22 protein-coding genes are annotated in these 24,274 nt (G+C 72.8%); 12 read left to right on the top strand and 10 right to left on the bottom strand.

Going from position 1 to position 24,274, the window contains the following annotated elements; translation table 11 throughout:
- Positions 1-436: 436 nt before the first annotated feature.
- The 4 genes from rpsR to rpmG are packed head-to-tail and all read right to left on the bottom strand — an operon-like array spanning position 437 to position 2,354.
- The gene (rpsR, locus tag ACWD26_RS33170; RefSeq protein ID WP_451275660.1) at positions 437-670 is read right to left on the bottom strand and encodes a 30S ribosomal protein S18; all 234 of its coding nucleotides are present in this window, start codon (positions 668-670) and stop codon (positions 437-439) included.
- A gap of 6 nt (positions 671-676) precedes the next feature.
- On the bottom strand, positions 677-1,921 hold the full coding sequence (locus ACWD26_RS33165; RefSeq protein WP_451275659.1) for a CobW family GTP-binding protein: 1,245 nt from the start codon (positions 1,919-1,921) through the stop codon (positions 677-679).
- Positions 1,922-1,926: 5 nt separating this feature from the next.
- Positions 1,927-2,184 (bottom strand): type B 50S ribosomal protein L31, encoded by a 258-nt coding sequence (locus ACWD26_RS33160; protein WP_033524682.1) that lies wholly within the window; start codon positions 2,182-2,184, stop codon positions 1,927-1,929.
- Positions 2,185-2,189: 5 nt separating this feature from the next.
- A complete protein-coding gene (rpmG, locus tag ACWD26_RS33155; protein ID WP_451275658.1) occupies positions 2,190-2,354 on the bottom strand; it encodes a 50S ribosomal protein L33 in 165 nt (54 codons plus the stop codon).
- A gap of 62 nt (positions 2,355-2,416) precedes the next feature.
- Here rpmG and rpmB point away from each other — a divergent pair, with 62 nt between their 5' ends.
- The 4 genes from rpmB (at position 2,417) to ACWD26_RS33135 (ending at position 4,446) form a co-directional block, all read left to right on the top strand.
- Positions 2,417-2,653 (top strand): 50S ribosomal protein L28, encoded by a 237-nt coding sequence (gene rpmB, locus ACWD26_RS33150; RefSeq protein WP_451275657.1) that lies wholly within the window; start codon positions 2,417-2,419, stop codon positions 2,651-2,653.
- Between the two features lie 16 nt (positions 2,654-2,669).
- On the top strand, positions 2,670-2,975 hold the full coding sequence (gene rpsN / locus ACWD26_RS33145; RefSeq protein ID WP_451275656.1) for a 30S ribosomal protein S14: 306 nt from the start codon (positions 2,670-2,672) through the stop codon (positions 2,973-2,975).
- 223 nt (positions 2,976-3,198) lie between these two features.
- Positions 3,199-3,729, top strand: a complete 531-nt coding sequence (locus tag ACWD26_RS33140; RefSeq protein ID WP_451275655.1) for a hypothetical protein — start codon at positions 3,199-3,201, stop codon at positions 3,727-3,729.
- Positions 3,730-3,885: 156 nt separating this feature from the next.
- Positions 3,886-4,446 carry a DUF4232 domain-containing protein gene (locus ACWD26_RS33135; RefSeq protein ID WP_451275654.1) on the top strand — a complete coding sequence of 187 codons (561 nt, stop codon included), beginning with the start codon at positions 3,886-3,888 and terminating at the stop codon, positions 4,444-4,446.
- A 69-nt stretch (positions 4,447-4,515) separates the two neighbouring features.
- On the opposite strand, the gene ACWD26_RS33130 is transcribed toward ACWD26_RS33135, so the two are convergent.
- Complete coding sequence (locus tag ACWD26_RS33130) at positions 4,516-5,709, bottom strand: DUF2786 domain-containing protein (RefSeq protein ID WP_451275653.1); 1,194 nt, start codon at positions 5,707-5,709, stop codon at positions 4,516-4,518.
- Between the two features lie 121 nt (positions 5,710-5,830).
- Here ACWD26_RS33130 and ACWD26_RS33125 point away from each other — a divergent pair, with 121 nt between their 5' ends.
- Positions 5,831-6,640 carry an ABC transporter ATP-binding protein gene (locus ACWD26_RS33125; protein ID WP_451275652.1) on the top strand — a complete coding sequence of 270 codons (810 nt, stop codon included), beginning with the start codon at positions 5,831-5,833 and terminating at the stop codon, positions 6,638-6,640.
- On the top strand, positions 6,634-8,829 hold the full coding sequence (locus tag ACWD26_RS33120; protein WP_451275651.1) for an ABC transporter permease: 2,196 nt from the start codon (positions 6,634-6,636) through the stop codon (positions 8,827-8,829). Before ACWD26_RS33125 ends, ACWD26_RS33120 begins: the two co-directional genes overlap by 7 nt.
- Positions 8,830-8,845: 16 nt before the next feature.
- Here ACWD26_RS33120 and ACWD26_RS33115 read toward each other — a convergent pair whose 3' ends face one another.
- A complete protein-coding gene (locus tag ACWD26_RS33115) occupies positions 8,846-9,463 on the bottom strand; it encodes a hemerythrin domain-containing protein (RefSeq protein ID WP_451275650.1) in 618 nt (205 codons plus the stop codon).
- 65 nt (positions 9,464-9,528) lie between these two features.
- Entirely contained in the window at positions 9,529-10,023 is a 495-nt protein-coding gene (locus ACWD26_RS33110; RefSeq protein ID WP_451275649.1) for an SPW repeat domain-containing protein, read from the bottom strand.
- Positions 10,024-10,521: 498 nt separating this feature from the next.
- Between ACWD26_RS33110 and ACWD26_RS33105 the strand changes: the two genes are divergently transcribed.
- The 3 genes from ACWD26_RS33105 (at position 10,522) to ACWD26_RS33095 (ending at position 13,480) form a co-directional block, all read left to right on the top strand.
- The gene (locus ACWD26_RS33105; protein ID WP_451275648.1) at positions 10,522-11,259 is read left to right on the top strand and encodes a Clp protease N-terminal domain-containing protein; all 738 of its coding nucleotides are present in this window, start codon (positions 10,522-10,524) and stop codon (positions 11,257-11,259) included.
- Between the two features lie 136 nt (positions 11,260-11,395).
- Positions 11,396-11,620, top strand: a complete 225-nt coding sequence (locus ACWD26_RS33100) for a hypothetical protein (RefSeq protein WP_451275647.1) — start codon at positions 11,396-11,398, stop codon at positions 11,618-11,620.
- A gap of 156 nt (positions 11,621-11,776) precedes the next feature.
- Positions 11,777-13,480, top strand: coding sequence for a bifunctional 3'-5' exonuclease/DNA polymerase (locus ACWD26_RS33095; protein WP_451275646.1), 1,704 nt, complete (start codon positions 11,777-11,779; stop codon positions 13,478-13,480).
- Positions 13,481-13,555: 75 nt separating this feature from the next.
- Here the strand turns inward: ACWD26_RS33095 and ACWD26_RS33090 are convergent, their stop codons facing one another.
- Positions 13,556-16,714 (bottom strand): BTAD domain-containing putative transcriptional regulator, encoded by a 3,159-nt coding sequence (locus tag ACWD26_RS33090; protein ID WP_451275726.1) that lies wholly within the window; start codon positions 16,712-16,714, stop codon positions 13,556-13,558.
- Between the two features lie 318 nt (positions 16,715-17,032).
- A complete protein-coding gene (locus ACWD26_RS33085; protein ID WP_451275645.1) occupies positions 17,033-17,932 on the bottom strand; it encodes a glycosyltransferase family 2 protein in 900 nt (299 codons plus the stop codon).
- Positions 17,933-18,220: 288 nt separating this feature from the next.
- On the opposite strand from ACWD26_RS33085, the gene ACWD26_RS33080 reads away from it, so the two are divergent.
- Positions 18,221-18,901, top strand: coding sequence for a DUF6000 family protein (locus ACWD26_RS33080; protein ID WP_451275644.1), 681 nt, complete (start codon positions 18,221-18,223; stop codon positions 18,899-18,901).
- A 7-nt stretch (positions 18,902-18,908) separates the two neighbouring features.
- Here ACWD26_RS33080 and ACWD26_RS33075 read toward each other — a convergent pair whose 3' ends face one another.
- A complete protein-coding gene (locus ACWD26_RS33075) occupies positions 18,909-20,342 on the bottom strand; it encodes a Tat pathway signal sequence domain protein (protein ID WP_451275643.1) in 1,434 nt (477 codons plus the stop codon).
- 480 nt (positions 20,343-20,822) lie between these two features.
- Between ACWD26_RS33075 and ACWD26_RS33070 the strand changes: the two genes are divergently transcribed.
- The gene (locus ACWD26_RS33070) at positions 20,823-23,261 is read left to right on the top strand and encodes a SpoIIE family protein phosphatase (RefSeq protein WP_451275642.1); all 2,439 of its coding nucleotides are present in this window, start codon (positions 20,823-20,825) and stop codon (positions 23,259-23,261) included.
- Between the two features lie 2 nt (positions 23,262-23,263).
- Positions 23,264-24,226, top strand: coding sequence for a LacI family DNA-binding transcriptional regulator (locus ACWD26_RS33065; protein WP_451275641.1), 963 nt, complete (start codon positions 23,264-23,266; stop codon positions 24,224-24,226).
- Positions 24,227-24,274 lie beyond the last annotated feature (48 nt).

Below are 24,274 nucleotides of genomic sequence, written 5' to 3'. Positions count from 1 at the left end.
GTGGTGCAGTGGTGCGCTTGATGCGCATCGGCACTGGTGTGGCCAGTGATGCCATTGATGCCAGTGATGCGGTGGTCAACTGCCCCGGATCATAGCTTTGTTCATGTGCTAATGCAGGAGCGTATGCATCTGCGTATGCACGAGCAGATGCACGTGCACGAGGCGTGTTCCTGCGGTTACCGCACTGGAGAGACGTACGCCGGGGCGTTCCTGTTCCATCCGGGGCTCATGTCGTCCTGGTTCGTGTCCCCATGTCCCCCTGTCCCTCCCTACGGGGTGCGGGCCCGTGCGGTTCAGGCGGCGGGACGGCCATGCGCAGGTTGGCGGGAAACGAGCGGCCCCGGGGAGGTGGGTGGACCTCTCCGGGGCTGGGTGGGGGGCGGTGGTTCGGCGGGTGCGGGGGGTTCGGTGGGCGGCGGTGGTTCGGTGGGTGGCGTCAGCGCGAGGAGTACGGCAGGAGCGCCATCTCGCGGGCGTTCTTGATGGCGCGGGCGAGCTGTCGTTGCTGCTGGGCGGTGACGCGGGTGACCCGGCGGCTGCGGATCTTGCCGCGGTCGGAGATGAACCGCCGCAGCAGGTCGGTGTCCTTGTAGTCGATGTACGTGATCTTGGCCTGGTCCAGCGGATTGGGGCGGGACTTGGCGGGCTTGCGCTCCGGCTTGCGGGGCATGACGGTTCAGACCTCCAGGAAGGTGTCGAAGGGGCGTGGCAGCCGCTCCCAGGCGGCGCGCCCGGCGGCGTACTCGGCGTCGGTGAGCAGACAGGACTCCAGGAGCCGTTCGAGTCCGTCGCGATCCAGGCCCGGGGAGGTGAAGACCAGGTGCTGGCAGCGGTCGCCGTGTTCCGGGTGCCAGTCGAGGGCGGCGGCGGCCCGGCGGACCGGGGGGACCATGTCCCAGGCGGCGTCCGGGAGCGAGGCGAGCCAGGGGCCGACCGACTCCACGCAGAGGGCGCCGCCGGCCGCGTCCCAGTGCAGCAGGGTGTCGGGGCGCTCGGCGAGCCAGAACCGGCCGCGGCTGCGGGCGGCCGCGCAGCAGAGGTCTTCCAGCGCCGCGTACAGCCGCTCCGGGTGGAAGGGGCGGTGGCGGTGCCAGACGAGGGTGGTGACGCCGTGCTCGTCGGCGTCGGTGGGGAGGAGGGCGCACGCCGGGTGTTGGGCTGCGGCGGCGGCCTCAACGTCGAAGCCTCCGGCAAGCGCGGCTTCGACCAGGCGCCGTCGGGGGTGGGGCACGTTGTCGGGCGCAAGTGCTTCGTGGCTGGTCGCGCAGTTCCCCGCGCCCCTTTTCGGACCTGCGGCCCGTTCCTGCGCTCCGACCCCGCTGTGAATGGGCACCCGTTGCGCCGTCGGGTGCAGTTGGGCCAGGAGGGCCCTGTCCTCGTCGTCCGCTTCCTCCGAGTCGAGTACGGCCAGGATCGGGGCGTATTCGAGTTGGCGGGCGAAGGTGTCCGCGACGGTGCGTTGGTCGGTGGTGGCGGCGGCGAGGCCTCGGTCGGCGAGGTCGTCGCCGTTGCCGAGGTAGGGGAGGAGGAGGGCGGGGTCGACGGCCGTGATGACCGAGGTGAGGCGCAGGCCGCCGGCGGCGATCACCTCGGCCATGGCCTTCGGCTCGACCGAGTCCCAGAGTTCGACCACGGCCAGCCGGGTCAGGCCCGCGTCGGCCAGGCGCTCCAGTTCGGGGACGAGGTCCTCGCGCAGGGCGCAGCACGCGCAGTCGTTGACGAGCGGGGTCTCACCAGTGGAGATGAGGCCCGCCGCGTCACGGACGGTCCGGACGACCTTGGCTTCGGGGCCCTCGGTGGCGTCGGAGAGGTCGTGGTGCAGCGCGACGCTGCCCGGGACCCCGGCGAGCAGCGCCTCGACGGCGGCCCGCCGGGCGTCGGCGTGCAGCCCGCCGACGATCGCGACAGACAGCTGGGTCACGTCGGTCAGCCCCGCTTCTTCCCGGCGCCGTACCGCTTCTCGAACTTCTCCACGCGGCCGGCCGTGTCCAGCACGCGCGCGGTGCCCGTGTAGAAGGGGTGGCTGACGTTGGAGATCTCGACGTCGACCACGGGGTAGGTGTTGCCGTCCTCCCACTCGATCGTCTTCTCGCTCGTCATCGTCGAGCGGGTGAGGAAGGTGTGGTTCGCGGCGCGGTCCCGGAAGACGACGGGCCCGTACGACGGGTGGATGTCCTTCTTCATCGCGGTCAGCGCTCCTCTCGGAAGTCGACGTGGCGGCCGACCATCGGGTCGAACTTGCGCAGCGTCAGCCGGTCGGGGTCGTTCCGGCGGTTCTTGCGGGTGACGTAGGTGTAGCCGGTGCCGGCCGTGGACCGGAGTTTGATGACCGGTCGGAGTTCGTTGCGTGCCATGCTGATATCTTACTGAAAATGAATTCCATTTACACCACTGGATCGAGAGAGGTGCATCACCCTTGTCCGCCCACTGCATGCTGACCGGCGCCCAGCCCGGCTTCGGCAACCGCATCTCGCACTCCCACCGGCGCACGTCACGCCGTTTCGACCCGAACATCCAGTCCAAGCGCTACTGGCTGCCCAGCGAGAACCGCCATGTGCGGCTCCGGCTGAGCGCCAAGGGGATCAAGACCGTGGACGTCATCGGCGTGGAGGCCGCGGTCGCGCGGATCCGTGCGCGCGGCGTGAAGATCTGACGGGAGTGGGTGTCTGATGGCGAAGAAGAGCAAGATCGCGAAGAACGAGAAGCGGCAGGAGATCGTCGCGCGGTACGCCGAGCGGCGGGCCGAGCTGAAGGAGATCATCCGGCGGCCCTCCTCCACCGAGGCCGAACGCGACGCCGCCCAACAGGAGTTGCGCCGGCAGCCGCGTGACGCCAGCGCCACCCGCGTACGCAACCGGGACCAAGTGGACGGGCGGCCGCGCGGCTACTTCCGGACGTTCGGGCTGTCGCGGGTGAGCCTGCGGGAGCAGGCGCACGCCGGGTTCCTGCCGGGGGTGCGCAAGTCGTCGTGGTAGGGGCTGGTTCGTTCCGGTAGAGGCAGGTCATCCTGGTGGAGGCGGGTTCGTTCCGTCGAGGGCCGGGCGCCGGAGTGTCCCCGTCGTCCTCGGAGTCCTCACAGTTCCCGGCCATCTGTCGCAGAGCTGCTCCTGGTAGCTTGCCGCTGTCGCCGCGGCGCCCGGCCCGGCGCGGCGACAGGATCCGGCCACACCCTTGGGGAGACCTCCAGTGACTACGGCGATGACGGCAAGGCCCGCGACCAGAGCGACCTCCGCGCGCCGGCGCGTGCGCGTCGCGGCCGCGGCGGCCGGTCTCGCGGCCGCGCTCGTACTGACCGGGTGCAGCAGCGACGACGGCGGCTCCGAGGCCACGGAGTCGTCCGCCGCCCCGAAGGCGACGGAGAGCTCGGACGGCGGCGGCTCCGACTCCGGCGGATCCTCCGGCGCCCAGACCGAGATGCAGGGCAACTGGCTGGCCACGACCGGGGGCAAGCCGGTCGCCCTGTTCGTCAACGGCGAGGAGGTCGCGGTCTTCGTGGGCACCTCGGTGTGCGGCGGCAAGGTCTCCGACGAGGCGAACATGCGGATGATCAGCCTCAAGTGCCAGGACGGCAGCGACGACCGCACCGAGGGCATGGTGGACGAGGTCACCGCCAAGTCCCTCACGATCACGTGGGAGGGCGGCGTCGGCGAGGAGACGTTCCAGAAGGCCGAGGGGACGATGCCGTCCGGGCTGCCGACGGATCTGCCCACGGCCAGTGCCGGATCGTAGATCATGGGTGGGGCGGGCCTCGGAACCTCCGGGTTTCGTGGCCCGTCCCATCCGTGCACACCATCACCAGCTCTGACAGCCACCACGGCCATGACAGCCACCGCTGCTATGACAGCCGGCGTCGGCTGTGACAGCCACGAACTCCCCGGGAATCGCATGCGCACCGCTCCGACCGCCATCGCCGCCGCCCTCCTCGCGGCTCTCACGTTGACCGCCTGCAGCAGTGACGGCGGGGACGGCGGGGGTGGCGACAGCACGACGGGCGCGGCCACGCCCGAGGCCGCCAAGGGGGCCGCCTGCACGGCCGCGCAGGCCGACTTCGAGGTCGGGCCGAGCAGCGCCGCCCCGGCCGCCGGCGACGAGGGTGCCGTACCGGTCACCGTCACCAACAAGAGCGGCGCCGCCTGCACGCTGAAGGGCAACGCCCACGTCGAACTGCGCTTCGGTGAGAAGTCCATGCCGATCGTGGCGCAGGAGGGGACGTCCGAGGACACCGAGGTGACGCTGGGGGACGGGCAGTCGGTGAGTTTCACCATCGCCTACGTGCGCGGGCCGGCCGGTGACCCGGAGAAGGGCGCCGACGTGGACAAGCTGAGCTTCGGCCTGCCCGGCGAGACCAAGGCCAACAGCTACGACTGGCCGGACGCGGAGGTCGCGTTCACGTCGGGGGGCACGCTGGACGCGCACGTGGGGCCGTTCCTGCCGGTGGGCGACTGAGTCACAGCGGCGGCCGAGTCGCCGCAGCGGCCGAGTCACACCGGCAGCCGAGTCACGACGGCGGCCGAGTCACGACGGCAGCCGGGGTCGTGCCCGGACCTGGGCGCGGTCCGCCGCCTCCGCGCCCTGCTGCCAGCCCGCCGCGTCGCTGACGCCTCGGACGCGGGTGGTCACCGTCTCCGGGAACATGCGGGTGAACTGGTCACGGACCGCGACGTCACGTGCGGCCAGGACGGGCAGGAGGTCCTGCTCCGGGGCGCCCGCCCCTCCCCCACCCGCTCGCTCCGCCTCCGCCTCCGCGATCTGGGCCTCGGCCACCGCTGCCAGACGGTCGCCGATGCGGTGGGCGTAGGCGGCCAGGAACGACTGCCGGAAGGTCTTCGTCCGCTTGCGGCCGCCCTTGCGCTGGGCGGCCTCCGCCTTGGTCATCGCGGTGGTGGCCTGGACGAGGAGCGAGGTGTGGAGCAGCTCGACCGCCTCCAGGTCGGCCTCGAAACCGACGACCGTGGAGAAGCCGAGGGCCTCGTTCCAGACGGCCTCGCAGCGGTTGGCGCGGGCCACGGCGTCCAGGAGCACCGCCTTCGCCGTCTCGTACGGCGGGTCGACGCCGATCCGGCAGGCGCCGGGCACGTCCTTGCTGTGTGCCCGCGCCGCCAGCAGCGCCTCGTCGATGCTGTGCCGCGCCATCAGCTCCTGCGCCTTGGCGCTGAGCGCCTCCGCCTCCTCCGGGAAACCGGTCGCCTCCGCCTTGGCGAGGAGGGCGCGGATGCGGGCGAGCATGCGGGATTCCGGGTGGGGCGAGTTCTTCGCGCCGCTGGCCGCCTGGGGGCGCTCCAGGGGTTCGAGGGTGGGCAGGCGCAGCAGGAGGCGGTACAGCTCCAGGGACACGGTGGCGTGCGAGAAACGGTCCGTGCGGGTGGGGTGTGCCGCGAGTTCCCCGACCTCGTCGAGCTGGGCGGCCCAGCGGGGGCCGGGTGCCTGTGGAGAGGCGCCCGCCTGCTCATGCTCGTGCTCCTCGACGACGAGCCGCGCGAGGAGTCGTACGTGCTCGTCCTCCAGCTCGCGCCGCGCGAACCGTACGACGTCGGCGGGCTGCCACCCGCGCCGCCATGCGCCGGCGACGAACTCCCGTCCGCGCCGGGCGAGTTCCGCGTCGGCCGCCGGGTCGGCGGCGAGCAGGGAGGCGCCGGTGTCGAGGGCGGCGTCGGTGTCGGCGTAGAGGGCCGCCTCGAAGGCGCGGTCCACCGTGCTGGTCGTACTCACGTGTTCGATCGTGTCATGAGCCGGCCCGGGGCGACCGGGGGCGGTAGGTAGGGCTGGCCCTACCCCGAGGACGCCCTCCAGGGGTCGTGTGCGGGCGGGGCGCGGACGGTTCGCTTGGGGCATGACCACGACAGAGACAGACAGGGCCTCGGCGGAGGCGGGAGAGACCGGGTTCGCGGCCGTACGTGTACGGGGCCTGCGGCGGTCGTACGGGGAGGTCGTCGCCCTCGACGGGGTGGACCTGGACTTCGGGGCCGGGACCTTCACGGCGGTGATGGGGCCGTCGGGGTCGGGGAAGTCGACGCTGTTGCAGTGTGCGGCGGGGCTGGACCGGCCGTCGGGCGGGACGGTGAGCGTCGACGGGGTGGAGCTGGCCGGGATGAGCGAGCGGCGTCTGACGCTGCTGCGCCGGGAGCGGATCGGTTTCGTGTTCCAGGCCTTCAACCTCCTCCCCTCCCTGACCGCCGCGCAGAACGTCGCCCTCCCCCTGCGGCTCGCCGGACGGCGCCCCTCGCGCGGGGCGGTGCGCGAGGCACTGGCCCGCGTGGGGCTGGCCGAGCGGGCCGGGCATCGGCCGGGCCAGTTGTCCGGCGGGCAGCAGCAGCGGGTCGCGCTGGCCCGGGCGTTGATCACCCGCCCGGCGGTGCTGTTCGGCGACGAGCCGACGGGGGCCTTGGACACCACGACCAGTCGCGAAGTGCTGTGCCTGTTACGGGAGTTGGTGGACCGGGAGGGGCAGACGACGGTCATGGTCACGCATGATCCGGTGGCCGCGTCGTACGCGGACCGGGTGGTGTTCCTCGTCGACGGGCGCGTGAGCGGGGAGCTGGTGCGGCCGTCGGCGGAGGCGGTGGCGGGTCGTATGGCGGGGCTGGAGCGTGTCGCCGGGGTGGCGGGCACGGCGGGTGTCGGGGGTGGTGTGACGTGCTGACCTTGTCGTCGTTGCGTACGCGGTGGGCCGCGTTGGTCGGGTCGTTCGTCGCCGTGGCGTTGGGGGTCGGGGTGATGGCGGCGATGGGGCTGGGGCTCGCAGCGACGCTGGATCCGCCCGCGCGTGCGCCGGAGCGTTTCGGCTCCTCCCCCGTCGTCGTGGCGGGTCTGGACCGGCTCACGGTGGAGGTGCGGCGGGGGCCGGGCACGGCCCGGGTGTCGCAGAGGCTGGCTCATCCACACCCTGTGGACGACCAACTGCTGGCCGAACTCCGGAAGCTGGGGCCGGTGACGACGGACGGGGCGGACGGAGCGGCGGCCGGGGACGCTCCAGGGGTGGACGCGGTCGGGGTGGACGCGGTCGGGGTGGACGCGGTCGGGGTGGACGCGGCCGTCGCGGACGTACGGGCGGTGGTCGGGGACCGGGCGCGGGTGCTCACCGGTGACGCGCGGCGGCAGGTGGATCCGTCGTACGAGCGGGACGCGGAGGCGTTGGTCGCCGTGAACTCGCTGCTGGGGACGGCGGCCGGGGTCACCGTCTTCGTGTCGGTGTTCGTGACGGCGTCGACCTTCGCCTTCGTGGTGGCCTTGCGGAGGCGGGAGTTCGGGCTGCTGCGGATGGCGGGGGCGACGCCCGGTCAGGTACGGCGGCTGCTGCTCGGGGAGGCGGTCGCGGTCGGGGTCGTGGCGTCCGGTGCGGGGTGTGCGCTGGGGGCGTGGGGGGCGCCTTCGCTGGTACGGGTGTTGGTGGACGGCGGGGTGGCGCCGACGTGGTTCGCGGTGCCGGACGCGGTGGTGTGGCCGTACCACGTGGCCTTCTGGACAGGGGTGTCGGTGGCGCTCGCGGGGGCTTGGGTGGCGGCGCGGCGGGCGGGGCGTATCGGGCCCGTGGAGGCGTTGCGTGAGGCGTCCGTGGACACCGGGGTGCTGCCGCTGTCGCGCCGGGTGATCGGTTCCGTTCTGCTGGCGGGTGGACTGGGGCTCCTGGCCTGGAAGTTGGGGACGGATCCGGCGGAGCTGCTGAAGCGGAAGACGTACACGACCCAGCCGATGCTCCTGATCACGGCGGTGGCCGCGCTCGCGCCCCTGCTCGTGCGTCCGGTCGTACGGCTGGTGGGGGCGGTGTTGCCCGGGGCCGGCGGGCTGCTGATCCGCGAGAACGCCGCCACGTCGGTACGCCGGACCGCGGCCGTGGCCGCGCCGGTGCTGGTGACCGTCGCGCTGGCCGGGTCGCTGCTGGGGACGGCGGGGACGGTGGCGGAGGCGAAGGGGGCGGAGGCGGAGGCCCGGACTCGGGCGGACTTCGTCGTGACGGCTGGGTCGGAGCATCGGGCACGGGCCGGCGTACGAGCTGGGGCTGCCGATGGGGTGACCGTGGCTGGGTCGGCTTCGACCGCTGTGTATGCGGTGGAGGAGGGGAGCGCGCTCGTACGGTCCGACGCGCGGGCGGTGACGGATGTGGCGGCCTTCGCGTCGGTGTCGCGGTTGCCGGTGGTCGCCGGGGACGTACGCGATCTCGATGACCGGTCGATCGTCGTGAACGAGGAGTGGGAGCGGCACGAGGTCGGGCAGACCGTGCGGGTGTGGCTCGGGGACGGGCGTCCCGTACGGCTGAGGATCGTGGCCGTGCTCGCGCAGGGCACCGGGGACAACGGGGCGTACGTGACGGCCGCGAACGCGGGTGGGGCCGTGGTGGACCGGGTCGATGTGCGGGTCGGGCGCGGGGTCGATCGGGCGGTGGTCGCGGCGGACTTGGCCGGGGCCGGTGGGACGGTCCGGACGGCCGAGGAGTGGCTCGCGGCGAACCGTCCGGGGTCCAAGGCCCACACTCGCCTGGGGTTCTTCATGGTGCTGGGGATCGCCCTCGTGTACGCGGGGATCTCGCTGGCCGGGACGTTGCTGATGGCCACGTCGGCGCGGGGTGCGGAGCTGCGGTCACTGCGGCTGGCGGGGGCGACTCGGGGGCAGGTGCGGGTGGTCGTGGTGGGTGAGGCTCTGGTCGCTGTGGTGGTGGGGGTGGTGCTGGGGGTCGCCGTCACCGCGGTGAATCTGGCGGGGGTGACGGGGGCCTTGGGGGTCCTGGCGGCGCCGGTGGGGGTGGCGGTGCCCTGGGGTGTGGTCGGGGGATGTGTGGGGGTGTGCGGCGTGGTGGCTGCGGTTGCCGTTGTGGGGGCGGTGGGGCGGCGGTGAGCCGTCTGGGACGGGGTCACCGGCCGGACGCCCCGTCGCCTCCCCGGTGCGAACCCGTGGGACCGAGTGCGTCGCGCACGCGGTCGTAAAGACTCAGCGGCACGCCCAGCAGGGCGTTGCCTGGTGGGCGACGGGGGACGACCGGGTGGGGATGGGTGGGCGCGGTGCGGCGTACCGTCTCCCAGAGGGAGCCGAGGCGCCGTAGTCCGGCCGTGTCCAGCGCGTCCTGCAACCGCGGGAGGAGCAGGTCCTCCTCGTCCCTGATGTCCTGCCGGATCAGCGCGAACGCCCGCTCCACCTTGTCCTCGCGTTCCGGATCCCCGGGAGGCAGCCGTTCGATGTCGGCCACGAGATCGTTGATCTGCTGGTGTTCCTCCTCGACCCGGGCGGTCAGCTCCTCTCCGTCCGGGACCGAGCGCCGTACGGCGGGCCACAGCACGGTCTCCTCCGCGAAGGCGTGGCTGAAGACCAGCTGGACGACGTTCTTCAACGCCTGTTCCCGTTCCTGACCGGCACCGCGCCGGTACAGCTCCATGAGGCGGTCGATCTCCGCGTGATCACGGCGCTGTCGCACCAGCACACTGCTCCGACCGCCCAGTTCCTGCGGCGTCTGCTCCTTGAGGGACTTCGACATGACTCCTCCCGGACCGGCTGGATGACTTCGAGGACGTTCGCGGAGGCTGTGGGTGGTGGGGTCGCTCAAGTTAATCCGCCGGCGTTTGGCCCGCGCTCGTGCCCGGCACCACTCACCCGCTGAGCCTTCTGTCGGGCACTGTGCCGTTCCGAGCGCACAAGCAGCAGCGAGGACAGGCCCGCCAGCACCACCAGAACAATGCCTACGACGACGTCGATCACCTGGGTGCCGTCGAACACCACGGTGTTCTGCCGGCTGAGGGCCCAAGGCGAGGCCATCATCCAGGCACCCGCCGCCGGCACTGCCAGATCGGACCACTTGCCCGGGTACCAGACGAACCGGGCCATCGCGAGGAACAGGACGACCAGCCCGGCACCCAGCTCGTTTCGGTGCGCGTCCTTGGCCGTCTCGGGATAGCCCGCGATCCACGGAGCCACGAACAGCACAAACACGCTGATGATCAGCAGCAGCCCGATGATCTGTTGCCGCTGTCCCCGGATCAGGATCTGCTCGGGGTCCCGCTCGGACCGGACCTGGTCCGGATGGTGCGCCGTCGCCATGTCGACCACCTCCGCCTGGCGGGTGTGTCCACCGCCGGGTACCCGGATCGCGCCAGGCCACCTACCTCTCGCGTGGGCCGGCGCTCCTGCTCCTCGCATGCGGCTGGTTCCAGCGGCCGGCTCCATCGGAGCTCAACGCCACAGAACGTGAACGGCTGCACTGGCGCCCGCACAACCCGGCCAGGACGGCGCATAGGACGGCAGCGTGGCGTCTGAGCAGCTCACGCCGCAGTTCCCCGTAGCGGGTCTCGTACTCCTCGCGCAGACCGTCGACGTCGTGGAGCAGACCCTGCCGCGTGAGAGTGGCGCTGTACGACGTAGTGGCGCGTCACCTCGTCAGTGCCGCGCCGCAGCCGGCGGTGGCGCGGGCTGAACATCTTCACCGGGACGGTGTTCGCGCGGCTGACGGTGCGGTTGGCGGCGACCTCGCCGACGAAAGAAGCGCCTGGGTGTCAACTCTCGGTTGACACTCAACTGCTGTCAACCTAAGGTTGACACATGACGACCAATCCGCGAGTCACCGCTTCCATCCGTCTCGACGAACTCATCGAAGCCATCAAGAAGGTCCACCCCGAACCTCTCGACCAGCTCCAGGACGCGGTCATCGCCGCGGACCACCTCGGTGAAGTGGCCGACCACCTGATCGGCCACTTCGTGGACCAGGCCCGGCGGTCGGGCGCGTCCTGGACGGACATCGGCAAGAGCATGGGCGTGACCCGGCAGGCCGCGCAGAAGCGGTTCGTGCCCAAGGGCGAGGTGGACCTCGACCCCAGCCAGGGCTTCAGCCGCTTCACCCCGCGCGCCCGGAACGTGGTCACGGCCGCGCACGACGAGGGCAAGGCCGCCGGCGCGGTCGAAGGACTGCCCGCCCACCTCGTCCTCGGCCTCCTCGCCGAACCGGAGGGTCTCGCAGCCAAGGCGATCGTCGCGCAGGGCGTCTCCCCGGAAGCGGTACGAGAGGCGGCGACCGCCGTTCTGCCGCCGGCCTCCGCCGAGGTGCCCGAGCTCATCCCCTACGGCCCCGACGCCAAGAAGGTCCTTGAACTCACCTTCCGCGAAGCCCTCCGCCTCGGCCACAACTACATCGGCACGGAGCACATCCTGCTCGCACTGCTGGAGTTCGAGAACGGGGAGGGGGTGCTGAGCGGCCTTGGGGTGACCAAGGAGGCGACCGAGGCGAACGTGGCGGAGGCGCTGCGGGCCGTCGTGGAAGCGGAGAAGAAGAACCAGGCGTAGCGAGGCGTCCTGCAGTGCGTGGCCGGTCGGATGTGGATATCGCTCGACTGCTGGTGAACCGTTGGACGCGTCAGGATCGGACCCGTCGGTGCAGGCCGTCACGAGCTGGGAAATCGAACGCACTCCGGGAAGCCGCGTGCACCGCATCGGCGATGGCCGCGTGGCCGTCCCGCTACGGCTGTCCCTCGACGGGGAGTCTCCGACCGATGTCGAGCTGGCGCTCTCCCGCGTCGACGCCGAGCATCTGCACGCCGCCCTGTGCCGGGATCTCGACGGGCACCCGGCGCCCGCAGACGCACCGGACTGCCGTCAGCCCGTTCAGACCTCGCGCGGCAGCGCCCACATCGTGGGCCGCGCGTAGTCGTTCGGTCCCCCGTGCGGGGACTCGTAGCGCCCCCGGCAGACGTCTGCGCACGCGCTGCCGGGGCGCCCGATCACGTACGCGAGAACCTGCCCCCCGGCCTGCCGCCCCCGTGGCGGAGCCCCACTGTCAGACCCCCCTGCCACACTCGCACCCATGACCGACCGATGGGCGCTCGCATCGGCCGAGGATGGTGGTGTGGAGGTCGCCCCCCTCGGCCCGGACGGGCTGCCCGCGGGGGCCGTGACGTGGGAGGCCGACCTCGTGGAGGCCGTGCGGCGACGCGGGCCGGAGGTCGGGCGGTGGGTGTGGCGGGCCACCACCGAGGTCTACCCCCGGCTGCTCGCCGGGGGCATCCGCGTCGAGCGGTGTTATGACGTCGAGGATGCCGAGAGTCTGCTGCTCGGGCATGAGGGGCGGCTCGGGGAGCCCCGGTCCGCTGCCGCCGCACTTGCCCGGCTGCGCCACGCCCCCGTGCCGCCCGATCCGCCCCTCCGCTCCGCCGAGCCCGGCGCGCAGCCCTCTCTCTTCGAGCCCCGGCCCGTCCATGTGCCGCTTGCCGACCTCGTCGAGGTGTACGCGGACCAGCTGCGGCGGCATGACGCCACCGCCCACCCGGACCGGATGCGGCTGCTGACCGCCGCCGAGTCGGCCGGCATGCTCGTCGCCGCCGAGATGAACCGGGCGGGGCTGCCGTGGCGGGCCGATGTGCACCGGGAGGTGCTGCACGAGATGCTCGGGGAGCGGTACGCGGGTGGGGGTGAGCCCCGTCGGCTCGCCGAGCTCGCCGAGGAGGTGTCGAACGCCTTCGGGCGGCGGGTGCGCCCCGACCTGCCCGCCGATGTCGTCAAGGCCTTCGGCCAGGCGGGGGTCCGCATTCGGTCCACTCGGCGCTGGGAGATCGAGAGCGTCGACCATCCGGCCGTGAAGCCGCTCCTCGAGTACAAGCGGCTGTACCGGATCTGGGTCGCCCACGGCTGGTCCTGGCTGCAGGACTGGGTGCGGGACGGGCGGTTCCGGCCCGAGTTCCTCGCACACGGCACCGTCACCGGGCGGTGGGTCACCAACGGCGGGGGCGCGCTGCAGATCCCCAAGGTCATCCGACGGGCCTGCGTGGCCGACCCCAGCTGGCGGCTCGTCGTCGCCGACGCCGATCAGATGGAGCCGAGAGTGCTGGCCGCCATCTCCCGTGATCCGGGGCTCATGGAGGTCGCGGGCCGTCCCACCGACCTCTACCAGTCCGTCTCCGACCGCGCCTTCTCCGGGGACCGGGCGCAGGCCAAGCTCGCCGTGCTGGGTGCCGTGTACGGGCAGACCTCCGGGGACGGGCTGAAGAACCTCGCCGCGCTGCGCCGCCGGTTCCCCAGAGCCGTTCAGTACGTCGACGACGCGGCCCGAGCGGGTGAGGAGGGGCGGCTCGTACGGACCTGGCTCGGGCGTACGTGCCCACCGGCGGCCGGTGCCTCCGACGCGGCGGGCGAGGAGGCGGGGCTCCCCCAGGCCGACCCCGACCACGAGACCTCGGAGGGCCAGGGCAACGAGTGGGTGCCCGGGTACGCCTCCACCAATTCCCGCGCCCGGGGCCGCTTCGCCCGCAACTTCGTCGTCCAGGGCAGCGCCGCCGACTGGACCCTGCTCCTCCTCGCCGCCCTCCGCCGCTCCCTCGCCGACATGGCCGCCGAGCTGGTCTTCTTCCAGCACGACGAGGTGATCGTGCACTGCCCGGCCGAGGAGGCCGAGGCCGTCGTGGCGGCCATCCGGGAGGCGTCGGAGCTGTCGGGGCGGCTGACCTTCGGGGAGACGCCGGTGCGGTTCCCGTTCACCACGGCGGTGGTGGAGTGTTACGCCGACGCCAAGTGAGCGCGGGTAGGCCAAGTGATCACGGGTCGCCAAGTGCGCACGGGTGCACAAAGGGGGCTGCTGCCGCGGTCGGGCTCATTCCCGGGCCTTGAGCAGGTCCCGCAGTTCCACCGCCACCGTCGACTCCGTGCCGTCCAGGATCTCCTGGGCGCGCTCCCACTCGCGGAACGCCTCCTCCCTGCGGCCCCTCTCCCGCAGCAGCAGCCCCCGCTGGTGGCGGGCGAGGCCTACGGCGTACTCGTCGGCTCGGCGGTCGGCGAGGTCGAGGAGGACGGCGCACTCGTGGGCGGCGCGGTCGGGCTGGCCCAGCTCCCGCAGGGCCCGTACGAGGCCGAGCCGGGACTTGGACTCGCCCTGCCAGTCCTCGTCGTCGCCGAGGATCCGCAGGCTCTGCTCGAAGTGGCGTACGGCGGCGGCCGGTTCGCCGAGCCGCAGGTGGGCGTAGCCGATGTTGCAGTGCGCGGTGTGGCGTACGACGAGGCTGTCGGCGATCTCGCCGAGGGCGAGGCTCCGCTCGTGGTGGGCGATGGCGGCCCGCGCGTCGGTGTGCTTGTACAGGTTGCCGAGGTGGCTGAAGGTCACCGCCTCGCCGTACGGGTCGTCGAGCTGCCGGGACAGCTCCAGGCTCTGCCGCAGCGTCTCCTCGCTCTCCTCGTAGCGGCCGAGGCTCGCCAGTACGAGCCCCCGGTTGTTCAGGCACCGCCGTACGCAGGACACCACCCCGAGGCGCCGCCACAGCCTCAGGCCCTGGTCGTTGAGGGCGAGCGCGTCCGAGGCCCGGCCCGACATGAAGTGCAGCCCGGCCCGGTCCGTCAGCGCGAACGCCTCGGCCTCGTCGTCCCCGAGCGACCGGGCCACGTCCAGCGCCAGCCGCCCGAGCACGTCCAGCTCGGCGAGCCGGCCGCCTCGGTGCAGATACGGGAAGAGGTGGCGGACGAGGGCGGGGACCAGTGCCGCCGACGCCCCCCCGCGACCCGCGCCCGCCCCCGCCCCCACACCGGCGCCGGCACCGCCGCCCTCGGCGTGCTCGCGTTCCACCAGGGCGACGATGTTGGGGAGTTCGCGGTCGCCCCAGGCGAATGCCTCCTCGGCGGAGGCGAAGGCGAACGGCGGCTCCATGGGCGGCGGTTCGGCCGTGGTCGCCGTCGTGCGGAGGCGTTCGTCGCGCTCGTACCCCGGCGGGAGCATCACCAGCAGGCTCTGCCGGGCGCGTTCGGCATACCAGCGGAGGGCCTGTGCGACGGCCTCGGCCGTGTCGGCCTTGTCGGCGAGTTCGCGGGCGAAGTGGCGTACGAGATCGTGGGGGACGTACCGGCCGTACGTCGTCTCCTCCAGGAGGGCCACGTCGACGAGGCGGTCGAGGGCGGTCTCGGCGCGGAACTCGTCGGTGCCGGTGAGGCGGGCGAGGAGGGGCGCGCCGTACGCGGGCAGGTCGAGGGCGCCGATGCGGCGGAGGGCGTGGGCGGCGTCGCGGTCGGCCTCGCGGTCGGAGGCGCGCAGGGCCTCGTGGGCGACGGCGAGGGAACGGCGGACGCTCAGGTCGTCGTATTCGAGGTGGTGCAACCGGCCTTCCGTGGCGGCGAGTTGGCCGGCCAGGGCATCCGGGGTGAGGGCGCGGCGGGCGGCGAGGCGGGCCGCGACGACGCGGAGGGCGAGCGGGAGCCGGCCGGTGAGTTCGACGAGGGGATGCGTGGCGTCCAGGCCCGCCGCGCGGCCCGATGCCGCCCGCAGCAGGGCGGCGCTCTCGTCGTCCGAGAGCGGGGCGAGCGGGAAGCGGTGGGCGCCGTCCAGCGCGGTCAGCGGTGAACGGCTCGTCACGATGACCGCGCAGCCGGGGCCGGCGGGCAGCAGCGGGCGTACCTGGGCGGCGTGGGCGGCGTCATCCAGGACCATGAGGGTGCGGGTGGGGGCGAGCGTCGAGCGGAGCAACGCGGCGGCCGCGTCCGGGTGTTCGGGGATACGGCGCGGGGCCGTGCCGAGGTCCCGGAGGAGTGCGGCGAGGGCCTGGGCGGGGGTGAGGGGGGTCATGCCCGGGGTGGCGCCGTGGAGGTTGACGTACAGCTGGCCGTCGGGGAAGTGCTCGGAGAGTTCGTGGGCGAGGTGGAGGGCGAGGGCGCTCTTGCCCACGCCGGCCATGCCGTTGATGACCACCGTCGGTGAAGCGGGGCGCCTCTGAGCTCGGGGGGAGCTGTTGGTCGGCGGGTGCGGGTTCGTTGCGGCCGGTCGCGCGGTTCCCCGCGCCCCTGGCCGGGTCGGGGCGCGGGTCTCTTCGTCCGCACCCGTACCCAATGCCTGGCGCAGCTCCGCCAGTACCGCTTCCCTGCCCGTGAAATGGGCTGGCGGAGGCGGTAGTTGGGCCGGGCGCGGTGGGGGCTCGTCGACAGGGGGCCCGAGGGGCGCCGGCCGGGGCTCGGCGTCCTGTTCGCGCAGGATCTCCACGTGGGCGTCGCGTACGGCCGGACCCGGTTCCACGCCGAGTTCGTCGAGGAGGCGGGCGCGGAGGTCGCGGTGGACGGCGAGGGCCTCGGCCTGGCGGCCCGTGCGGTGGAGAACCAGCATGAGGAGCCGGTGGAAGGCCTCGCGGAGCGGGTGTTCGGCCACCAGGGCGGCGAGTTCGGGGGCGAGGGCGCCGAGCGCGTCCCCTCCCGTGTGCACCGCCGTGCCGTCCGGGGCCGCCGCGAGATGGAGTTCGGCGTCGTACCGTCGCTCCAGGAGCAACAGCCGGGCCTCCTCCAGCCGTTGGACGAACGCCTGGGCGCGGAACTCCTCCACCGGGAGTCCGCTGAGCGGCGTCCCCCGCCAGAGGGCGAGCGCGGCGGTGGACTCGCGCAGGGTGCGGCTCCAGTCGCGCGCGGCGTGGGCGGTGCGGGCGGCGCGGGCGCGGGTCTCGAAGACGCGGACGTCCAACTCGCCCTCGCCGACGCGGAGCAGATAGCCCGGCGGCACGGCGCGCAGGCGGTCGGGGTCGTCCAGCAGGCGGCGCAGCCGGGTCACATGGTTCTGCAGGGAGGCGTGTGCGGACGGCGGCGGTGAGCCGTCCCACAGCACGTCCTTCAGAGTGTCGACGGAGACGATCCGCCCGGGTTCGAGCAGCAGCGCGACGAACAGGGCACGCATCTTGCCGCTGCCGACGGGCCGTACGCCGTGACCGGGATCGCCATGCGAACGGCCGTCGCCCCCGGTCTCGTACAGAACCGGCGGACCCAGCAGTCCGAACCGCAGCTCGTCCCGCATAGAACCCGTCCGCTGCCTTCCCGCACCGTCGTTCCGGGCCCGCCCCGCGGCGACCCGCTCCGCCGCCTCCCGTACGGCTCCCCATGGAACCGTTGGGCTCATGTTAGCGATCCGTTGGCGGAACCTGATGTGATCACTTCATCGGATCCGGCGCCGACGGCGCACGCGTACTACGCGTAGCTCGGGGGAGTGCCGCCGCCGCCGCCGGATCCGGCAAACCGCACAACGCGCTGTGCCCCGGTCGGTGGAGGTGAACGACCGGGGCACTCGTGTCGTGGGACGGACGGCTCATGTCGCTGGCCGACCAGGCCCGTTGGGCTAGAGGATCGGCGGCCGTCCCAGTCGGGTCAGGCGCCAGACGGTCCGCCAGCTCATGGGCCGCCGTTCGCCGCCCGGCTCGCGCCAGCCCTCCACGAAGCCAGCGAACCACGCCTTCAGACCGCCCGCCGAACGCGTCCGCAGCAGGGTGATGAGGACCCAGACGCCCAGGTGGACGGGGATGAGCGGGAGCGGGAGACGGCGGCGGGCGAGCCAGACGCGGTTGCGGGCGTTGACGCGGTAGTAGATGGCGTGCCGGGCGGGTGAGGTCTTCGGGTGCTGGAGGAGCAGTTCGGGGGCGTAGAGCACGGTCCAGCCGGCGTCGACCGCCCGCCAGGCCAGGTCGGTCTCCTCGTGCGCGAAGAAGAACTCGGCGGCCCAGTCGCCCGTCTCGCCGAGCATGGCCATGGACAGGGCGTGTCCGCCGCCGAGGAAGCCGGTGACCGGCCCGCCGCGCATCGGGTCCTTGGCGCCGACCCTCGGCACATGCCGTCGCTGGGTCTCGCCCCGCTCGTCGGCGATGCGGAACCCGACGATGCCGAGGCGGGGGTCGGCGGCGTACAGGTCCCGTACGCGGCGCAGCACATCGGCGTCGACGAGCAGGCCGTCGTCGTCCAGCTCGACGACGACGTCCACGTCGCCGAACTCCCGCAGCCGTTCGAGGGCCACGTTGCGGCCGCCGGGGCAGCCGAGGTTCTCGTCGACCTCGATGAGCGTGACCTCGCCAGGCAGGCCGAGCCGTTCGGCGAAGTCGGGCAGCGGGCACCCGTTGCCCACGACGACGATCCGCTCGGGCGCGATGTCCTGCTTGGCCACGGAGGCGAGCAGCGCGTCCACCTCGGCGGGCCGATTGCCCATCGTCACCACGGCGACAGCGACCCGAGGCCCGGCCTCCACCACGACACCAACCCCATCCCGTCCACCGACCGCCGACGACACCAGCAGAGCCGACGGCCGCCGGCGAACATCCCGTTTTCCACCCACTGTTTACGGGCGGGATGCTAGCCGTTCACGTCCGAGGCGGCTCATCGACTCCTCGAGTACGCCGGTTCTCCTCCCTCTGTACGTAATCGAGGTAAGAGACCGAGGTGTGAATTCGAGCCCCGCTCGCGGGGCGGGTCCCGGCCCGCTCCGGGGGCGGTGAGCCGGGGGCCGTGGGCCGTGGGCCGGTGGATCTACGCTTCCGGCATGGCTGAGACGAGAGAACCGCGCGGAGGGAAGGTTCCGGGTTGGCCGGACATGACGCCCGAGGAGGTCGCTCGCCGTAACGCCGTCAGGCGGTACGTCACCCCGCGCGCCGACCGGCGGAGCATCGGCCGGTGCGGCGAGCTGATGAGCGGCCGGTTCCTGCGGTTCGAGGGGGCCACCCGCAGGCGGTTCCTCCACCCGCTCCTCGCCGACGCCGCGTCGATCACGGACGCCGACCTCGGCCTCCTCCTCACCGACGGCTGGCGGCCCCGCCTCACAGCGGCGTGGCTGATCGGCGTCTCCCGGCGGACCTCGTACCGGGCCCGCGTCGGTGAGCTGCTGCTGGCCAGCGAGATGTCGTACGCGGGAATGGGCTACTGCTTCGCCCTGGCCCGCCTCGGCGCCCACGAGGACGCCGAGATCCTGACCGCCTACCTGAACCGCTATCTGCCCCGCACCGACCTCCACTACGACCAGCCCATCGCCCTGGGTGCCCTCCTGCGCCTCGACAGCCGACTCGGTACGGCCCACGCGGCGCGCTTCACGGAGCCCGGCGGCCTCTTCGACCGCTGGGTGGACGGCGTCGCACGCCTGGGGTACCCCTCGTACTCACCGGCCCAGGAGCAGGCGTCCATGGACGATCTGTGCGACTTCGCCGACGGTTGGTCGGTGCCGGAGTGAGGCGCCGTCAGGCCCGCAGGGGGTTCGACCGTACCGCCGCCATCAGGTACCAGGCCGTCGCGCCCGTGTGCCGGTACGGGTAGTAGCCGAAGCCGAAACCCGTGTCGAGGGGGCTGCTGGCGGAGACGATGCCGGAGCGTTCGGGGAGGGAGCGGCCGCCGACCGTCTGGCCGCCACCGAGCAGGTCCTGGGCGCGTTCGAGGGAGTCGAGGAGGCGCCGGGCGCGCGTCTCGTCGCCGCGCGCTCCCCGGTCGCGCAGGGCGAGCGCGAGGTGGGCGGTGCCCTCGAACCAGACGCCCTCGCGGTTCGGCTTGGGCTGGAACTCGGCGATGGGCGCGTCCTCGTTCGCGAGGAGACTGGCGGAGCTGAAGGTGACGCCCTCGTACGACTGCCCGGCCGGGACCGTGCTGTTGCGGCGCTCGGCGTGGTCGAGGACGGCGAGTTCCCGGGCCGCCCAGTCGAGGGAGCGCGAGTACCGGCCGGAACCGAGCGCGAGGTGGGTCCAGGTCTGGGTGTCCTCGGGGATCGGCGACTTGTTGACGGTCACCCCGTCGTTGGTGCCGGTGTAGAAGAAGCCGCCGGACGAACCCCGGGACGGCTCCCACATGCCCTTCACGAAGGCCTCGGCACGCGCGCGCCGCTGCCACCACACCCGGTCGCCGGTGAGCCGGGCGAGCCTGCCGAACAGGCAGACCAAGTCGGTGTTGTGCTCGGTCGAGGTGAACGGCAGCTTCTCGTTCGCCCCGTTCACACCGAACTTGTAGCCGCCGAGGGGCTCGTCGGTGCGGCCGGTCCGCTCGATCCACTCCCCGATGCGCACCGCGGCGGCGAGGAAGCGCCGGGCCCCGGTCCGCCGGGCCAGCGCGCTCAGCGCGATCCCCGCCCAGGCCATGTCCCCCACGGCCGTCCCCGTGAAGCCGAACTGGGTGCCGACGTTGGCCGTCCCGTCCGCCCGGACGAACCCGTCCGGCTGCGGTACGCCGTCGTAGTAGACGTACGGCCCGACGTTGTACGCCTGGCGCAGCCGGCCGTCGTCGTACGCCGGGTCGTGCTCCTGGGCGTAGATCAGCGCGTCCCCGAGAGCCACCGCCCGGGCCCGCCCGTCGTCCGTGCGCACGGCCAGGTGGGCGAGGATCGCGAGCGCGTTGTCGTAGGTGAACGCCGTGCTGAACAGGCCCGCCTGGTCGGTGTAGCTCTGGGTCAGCCGGATGGAGCCGTGGTCGGGGTAGGCGTCCATGGCGGCGGCGAGGAAGGCCTGTCCGCGCCGCCGGGACGAGGGCTCGGCCGTCCGGGCCGCCGCGTGGGCCGGGCCGGAGCCGACGGCGGTGAGCGCCGCCGCGGCCCCGAGGCCGGTGCCGAGGAGCCTGCGGCGGCTGAACGCCGGGCCGGCCTGTCTGCCGGTCGTGCCACTGCTGCCGGTGCTACCGGTGCTGCCGGTCATGGGTCTCCCTTGGAGGTGCGGGGCCGGAGGGCACGCCCGGAGCCGCTCTGAGAGCGCTCTCAAGCACGTGCGCGCTCATTCTGCTGGTGCTTCTGGGGCAGGTCAACGCCCTTGCGACCCAAGGCGTTTGCCGTATGGGTGCCGGAATGCGGCGTCCCGCGCACCCTAGTCGTGCGCGGGACGCCTTCCGGAACCCGGGGCCCCGGTACGCGGACTCCGCCACGCGGACCCCCACCCCGGATCCCGGTACCGCGAGGCCAGTCCTCCACGACACGGACTTCGCGGTCGACACCACTGTTCGACCTGGCCGAACAGCGCGCGGACAGGCGAGGGACAAGGGAGAGCCAGCCAGGGTTAGAGCTCGTACAACATTCTGCCCGGACCCACCAGCACTCCTGAGATAGGTCCGACTTGTCCGTTTTTGGCGCAGCGCGCAGGCTGAGGACTATGAGTGACACGTCCGGCGCGAATTGAGCAGGGATGGACACAGCAAGGCCGGTTTCCGAACACCCGTCCGGTCACTACGCGTACACGGCCGAACCCGCCACGGCCACCATCAGTCCCGAGGGCCTCGTCACCGGCTGGAGCGAGGGGGCCCGACGACTGCTGGGCCACCGCGCCGGGGACGTGGTGGGGCGGGCGGTGGGCGAGCTGCTCGACGCGTACGACGGACCGGACCTCCGCGCGGGGTGGGGCGGCAGCGGTACGGCCGTGCTGCGCCATCGGGACGGTCACCTCGTCCAGCTGACGTTGCACTGCTCGCCCTCACTGGGCGCCGACGGTGAGGCGCGGGCCTTCGTGGTCACGGCCACGGCGCCCGCCGGGGCCATCGGCCTGTCCGCCGGTTCCTCCGGGCCCACCGGCATGTCCGGCTCCCCCGGCTCCCCCGAGGCGCGTCGGGACCGGCGGACCGTCGAGTGGTCGCACACGCAGTCGCCGCTGGGCATGTCGACGTTCACCCGGGGGCCGGAGGGGTGGCGGCTGGACGCGGAGCTGTCGGGAGATCCCCCCGGGGAGGCGGCCGAGGCGGGGTTTCTGCGGCTCGTCCAGCAGGTGGCGGACGAGGGGAGGCCCATGCGCTACGAGCACACCGCGCAGGGCCCGTTCACCTCCCGTCAGCAGGCCTGGATCACCGAGATGTGGCCGGTGCGGGACCCCGGCAGCGGCGAGGTGTGCGCCGTCGGCACGGCCACGTTCGACAGCAGCGAGGAGCACTGGGCCCGGCAGCGGCTTGCGCTGCTGAACGAGGCCGGCAGCCGTATCGGCAGCACCCTGAACGTGACCCGTACGGCCCAGGAGCTGGCGGATCTGGCCGTCCCCCGGCTCGCCGACTTCGTCAGCGTGGACCTCCTCGACTCCGTGCTGCGCGGGCAGGAACCGGCCCCGGGGCCGGTCGACACCGCGGTCGCGCTGCGCCGGGCGGCACACCAGTCCACGTACGAGGGCGTACCGGAGGCCGCGGTGCCGCTCGGCGGGCTCGACGCCTATCCCCCGTTCTCCCCGCCCGCCCGCGCGCTGGCCGGTGGGAAACCGCTGCTCAGCGGGGTCGACGACCCCGACTATCTGCGCTGGGTGGGACAGGACGAGAGGCGGAAGGACCGCGTCCGGCGCTTCGGGTTCCACTCGGTGATGGCCACGCCCCTGCGGGCCCGGGGAATCACGCTCGGGGTGGCGTTCTTCGCCCGCCGCAACGGCTCGAAACCCTTCGAGCAGGACGATCTGGTCCTCGCCGAGGAACTCGCGGGCCGGGCGGCCGTGGGCGTGGACAACGCGCGCCGCTACACGCTCGAACGCACCAACGCGCTCACCCTCCAGCGCAGTCTGCTCCCCCGTGACCTGCCCCGACAGGCGGCGGTCGAGGTGGCGTACCGCTATCTGCCGGCCGGTTCGGGGGCCGGCGTCGGCGGCGACTGGTTCGACGTGGTCCCGCTCTCCGGCACCCGGGTCGCCCTGGTCGTCGGCGACGTCGTCGGGCACGGGCTGCACGCCTCCGCGACCATGGGCCGGCTGCGCACGGCGGTCCGCACCCTCGCCGATGTCGACCTCCCGCCGGACGAACTCCTCACCCATCTCGACGACCTGGTCACCCATCTCACCTACGACGACGGGACCATCCCCGAGGACCTGGAGATGCCTTCCGCCGCCGAGATCGGCGCGACCTGCCTGTACGCCGTGTACGACCCGGTCTCGCGGATCTGCACGCTCGCCAGCGCCGGCCATCCGCCGCCGGCCGTGCTCTACCCCGACGGCCGGGTCGACGTCGTCAAGCTCTCACCGGGCCCGCTGCTGGGCGTCGGCGGTCTGCCGTTCGAGGCGACCGAGGTGGAACTGCCCGAGGGGAGCCTGCTCGCGTTCTACACCGACGGTCTGGTCGAGGCCCGCGACCATGACATCGGGGCGGGCCAGGACCGGCTCTGCGAGGTCCTCGCCTCCCCCGTGTCCTCGCTGGACGCCGCCTGCGACGCCGTGCTGAGGGCGCTGCTGCCCTCGGCCCCGGCCGACGACGTCGCCCTGCTCCTCGCTCGTACCCGCGCCCTGCACACCGACCAGGTCGCCGCCTGGTCCCTGCCGTCCGACCCCTCGATCGTCGCGGACGCCCGCGCGCAGGCCTCCCGGCAGCTGGCGCTGTGGGGCCTGGAGGAGGCGGCGTTCATCACGGAGCTGGTGGTGAGCGAGCTGGTCACCAACGCCATCCGGTACGGCGCCGTCCCCATCGGCCTCCGCCTCATCCGTGACCGCACCCTGATCTGCGAGGTCTCCGACGCCAGCAGTACCGCGCCCCACCTCCGCCGCGCCCGCGCCTACGACGAGGGCGGCCGGGGTCTGCACATGGTCGCCCAGCTCACCCAGGGCTGGGGCACCCGCCAGACCTCCACGGGCAAGACCATCTGGGCCGAACAACCCCTCCCGGCCACCTGACGATGACACCCCGACCCGCTCCCACCGGCACCCACGCGCTCGGTCTCGTGTATCCGCCCGCGGGGCGGAACCGCGACTACACCGGTATGCAGCTGGCGTTCATCGGCGGGGTGGCCGAGGCGGCGACGACGTACGACTACGACGTGTTCCTGTCGCCCGCGAACCGCGCGGCCGACTCGTCGTTCCGGCGGATGGTGGACGGGGGCCGGGTGGACGGCGTGATCGTGATGGAGATCAAGCTGGAGGACGACCGGGTGGAGCACCTGGCGAGGACCGGCTTCCCGTTCGTGACGATCGGCCGGAACAGCAGGGCCGAGGAGACGGGCTGGGTCGATCTGGACTTCGCCGGTCTGGCCCGTGGCTGCGTGTACCACCTGGCCGACCTCGGCCACCGCCGGATCGCCTTCGTCAACAGGTCCGAACAGCTCTTCCAGAGCGGCTACGGCTTCGCCCACCTCGGCCTGGAGGGCTACACCAAGGCCATGGCCGAGCAGGTCCTCACCCCGCACGCGTACCTCTGCGACGACGAGGTCACCGCCGGTGAGGCCGTCCTGGAGCGGATCCTGACGGACGACCCGGCGACCACCTCCCTGGTCACCATGAACGAGGCGGCGCTGGAGGGCCTCTACCGCGGCCTCATCCGGCACGGCCGCAACGTCCCCCGCGACTTCTCGATCGTCGGCGTCGCCGCCGGCCACTGGGCGGAACAGGTGAACCCGCAGCTCACCGCCGCCGAGATCCCCGCCAAGGAGATGAGCCGGGTCGCCGTCGAGCTGATCGTGCGCCGCCTCACCGCCCCCGAGTCACCGCCCCGGCACGTCCTCCTCAAGCCCCTGATCTCACTCCGGGCCAGCACCGGCCCCTGCCGCCCGGTCCCCGGCTCGGAGCCCGAACAGGAGTTCCCGGACCTCGACCACTTCCCGGACCTCCCGGATCTGCCGGACCTACCGGGTTCCGACTTCTGAGCCCCGCACCTCCTCCACGCCCCCGCCGTCCCCGACACCCCCAGGAGC

The sequence above is a fragment of the Streptomyces sp. NPDC002787 genome (assembly GCF_053592095.1).
This window is presented reverse-complemented; position numbering and strand designations above follow the sequence as displayed.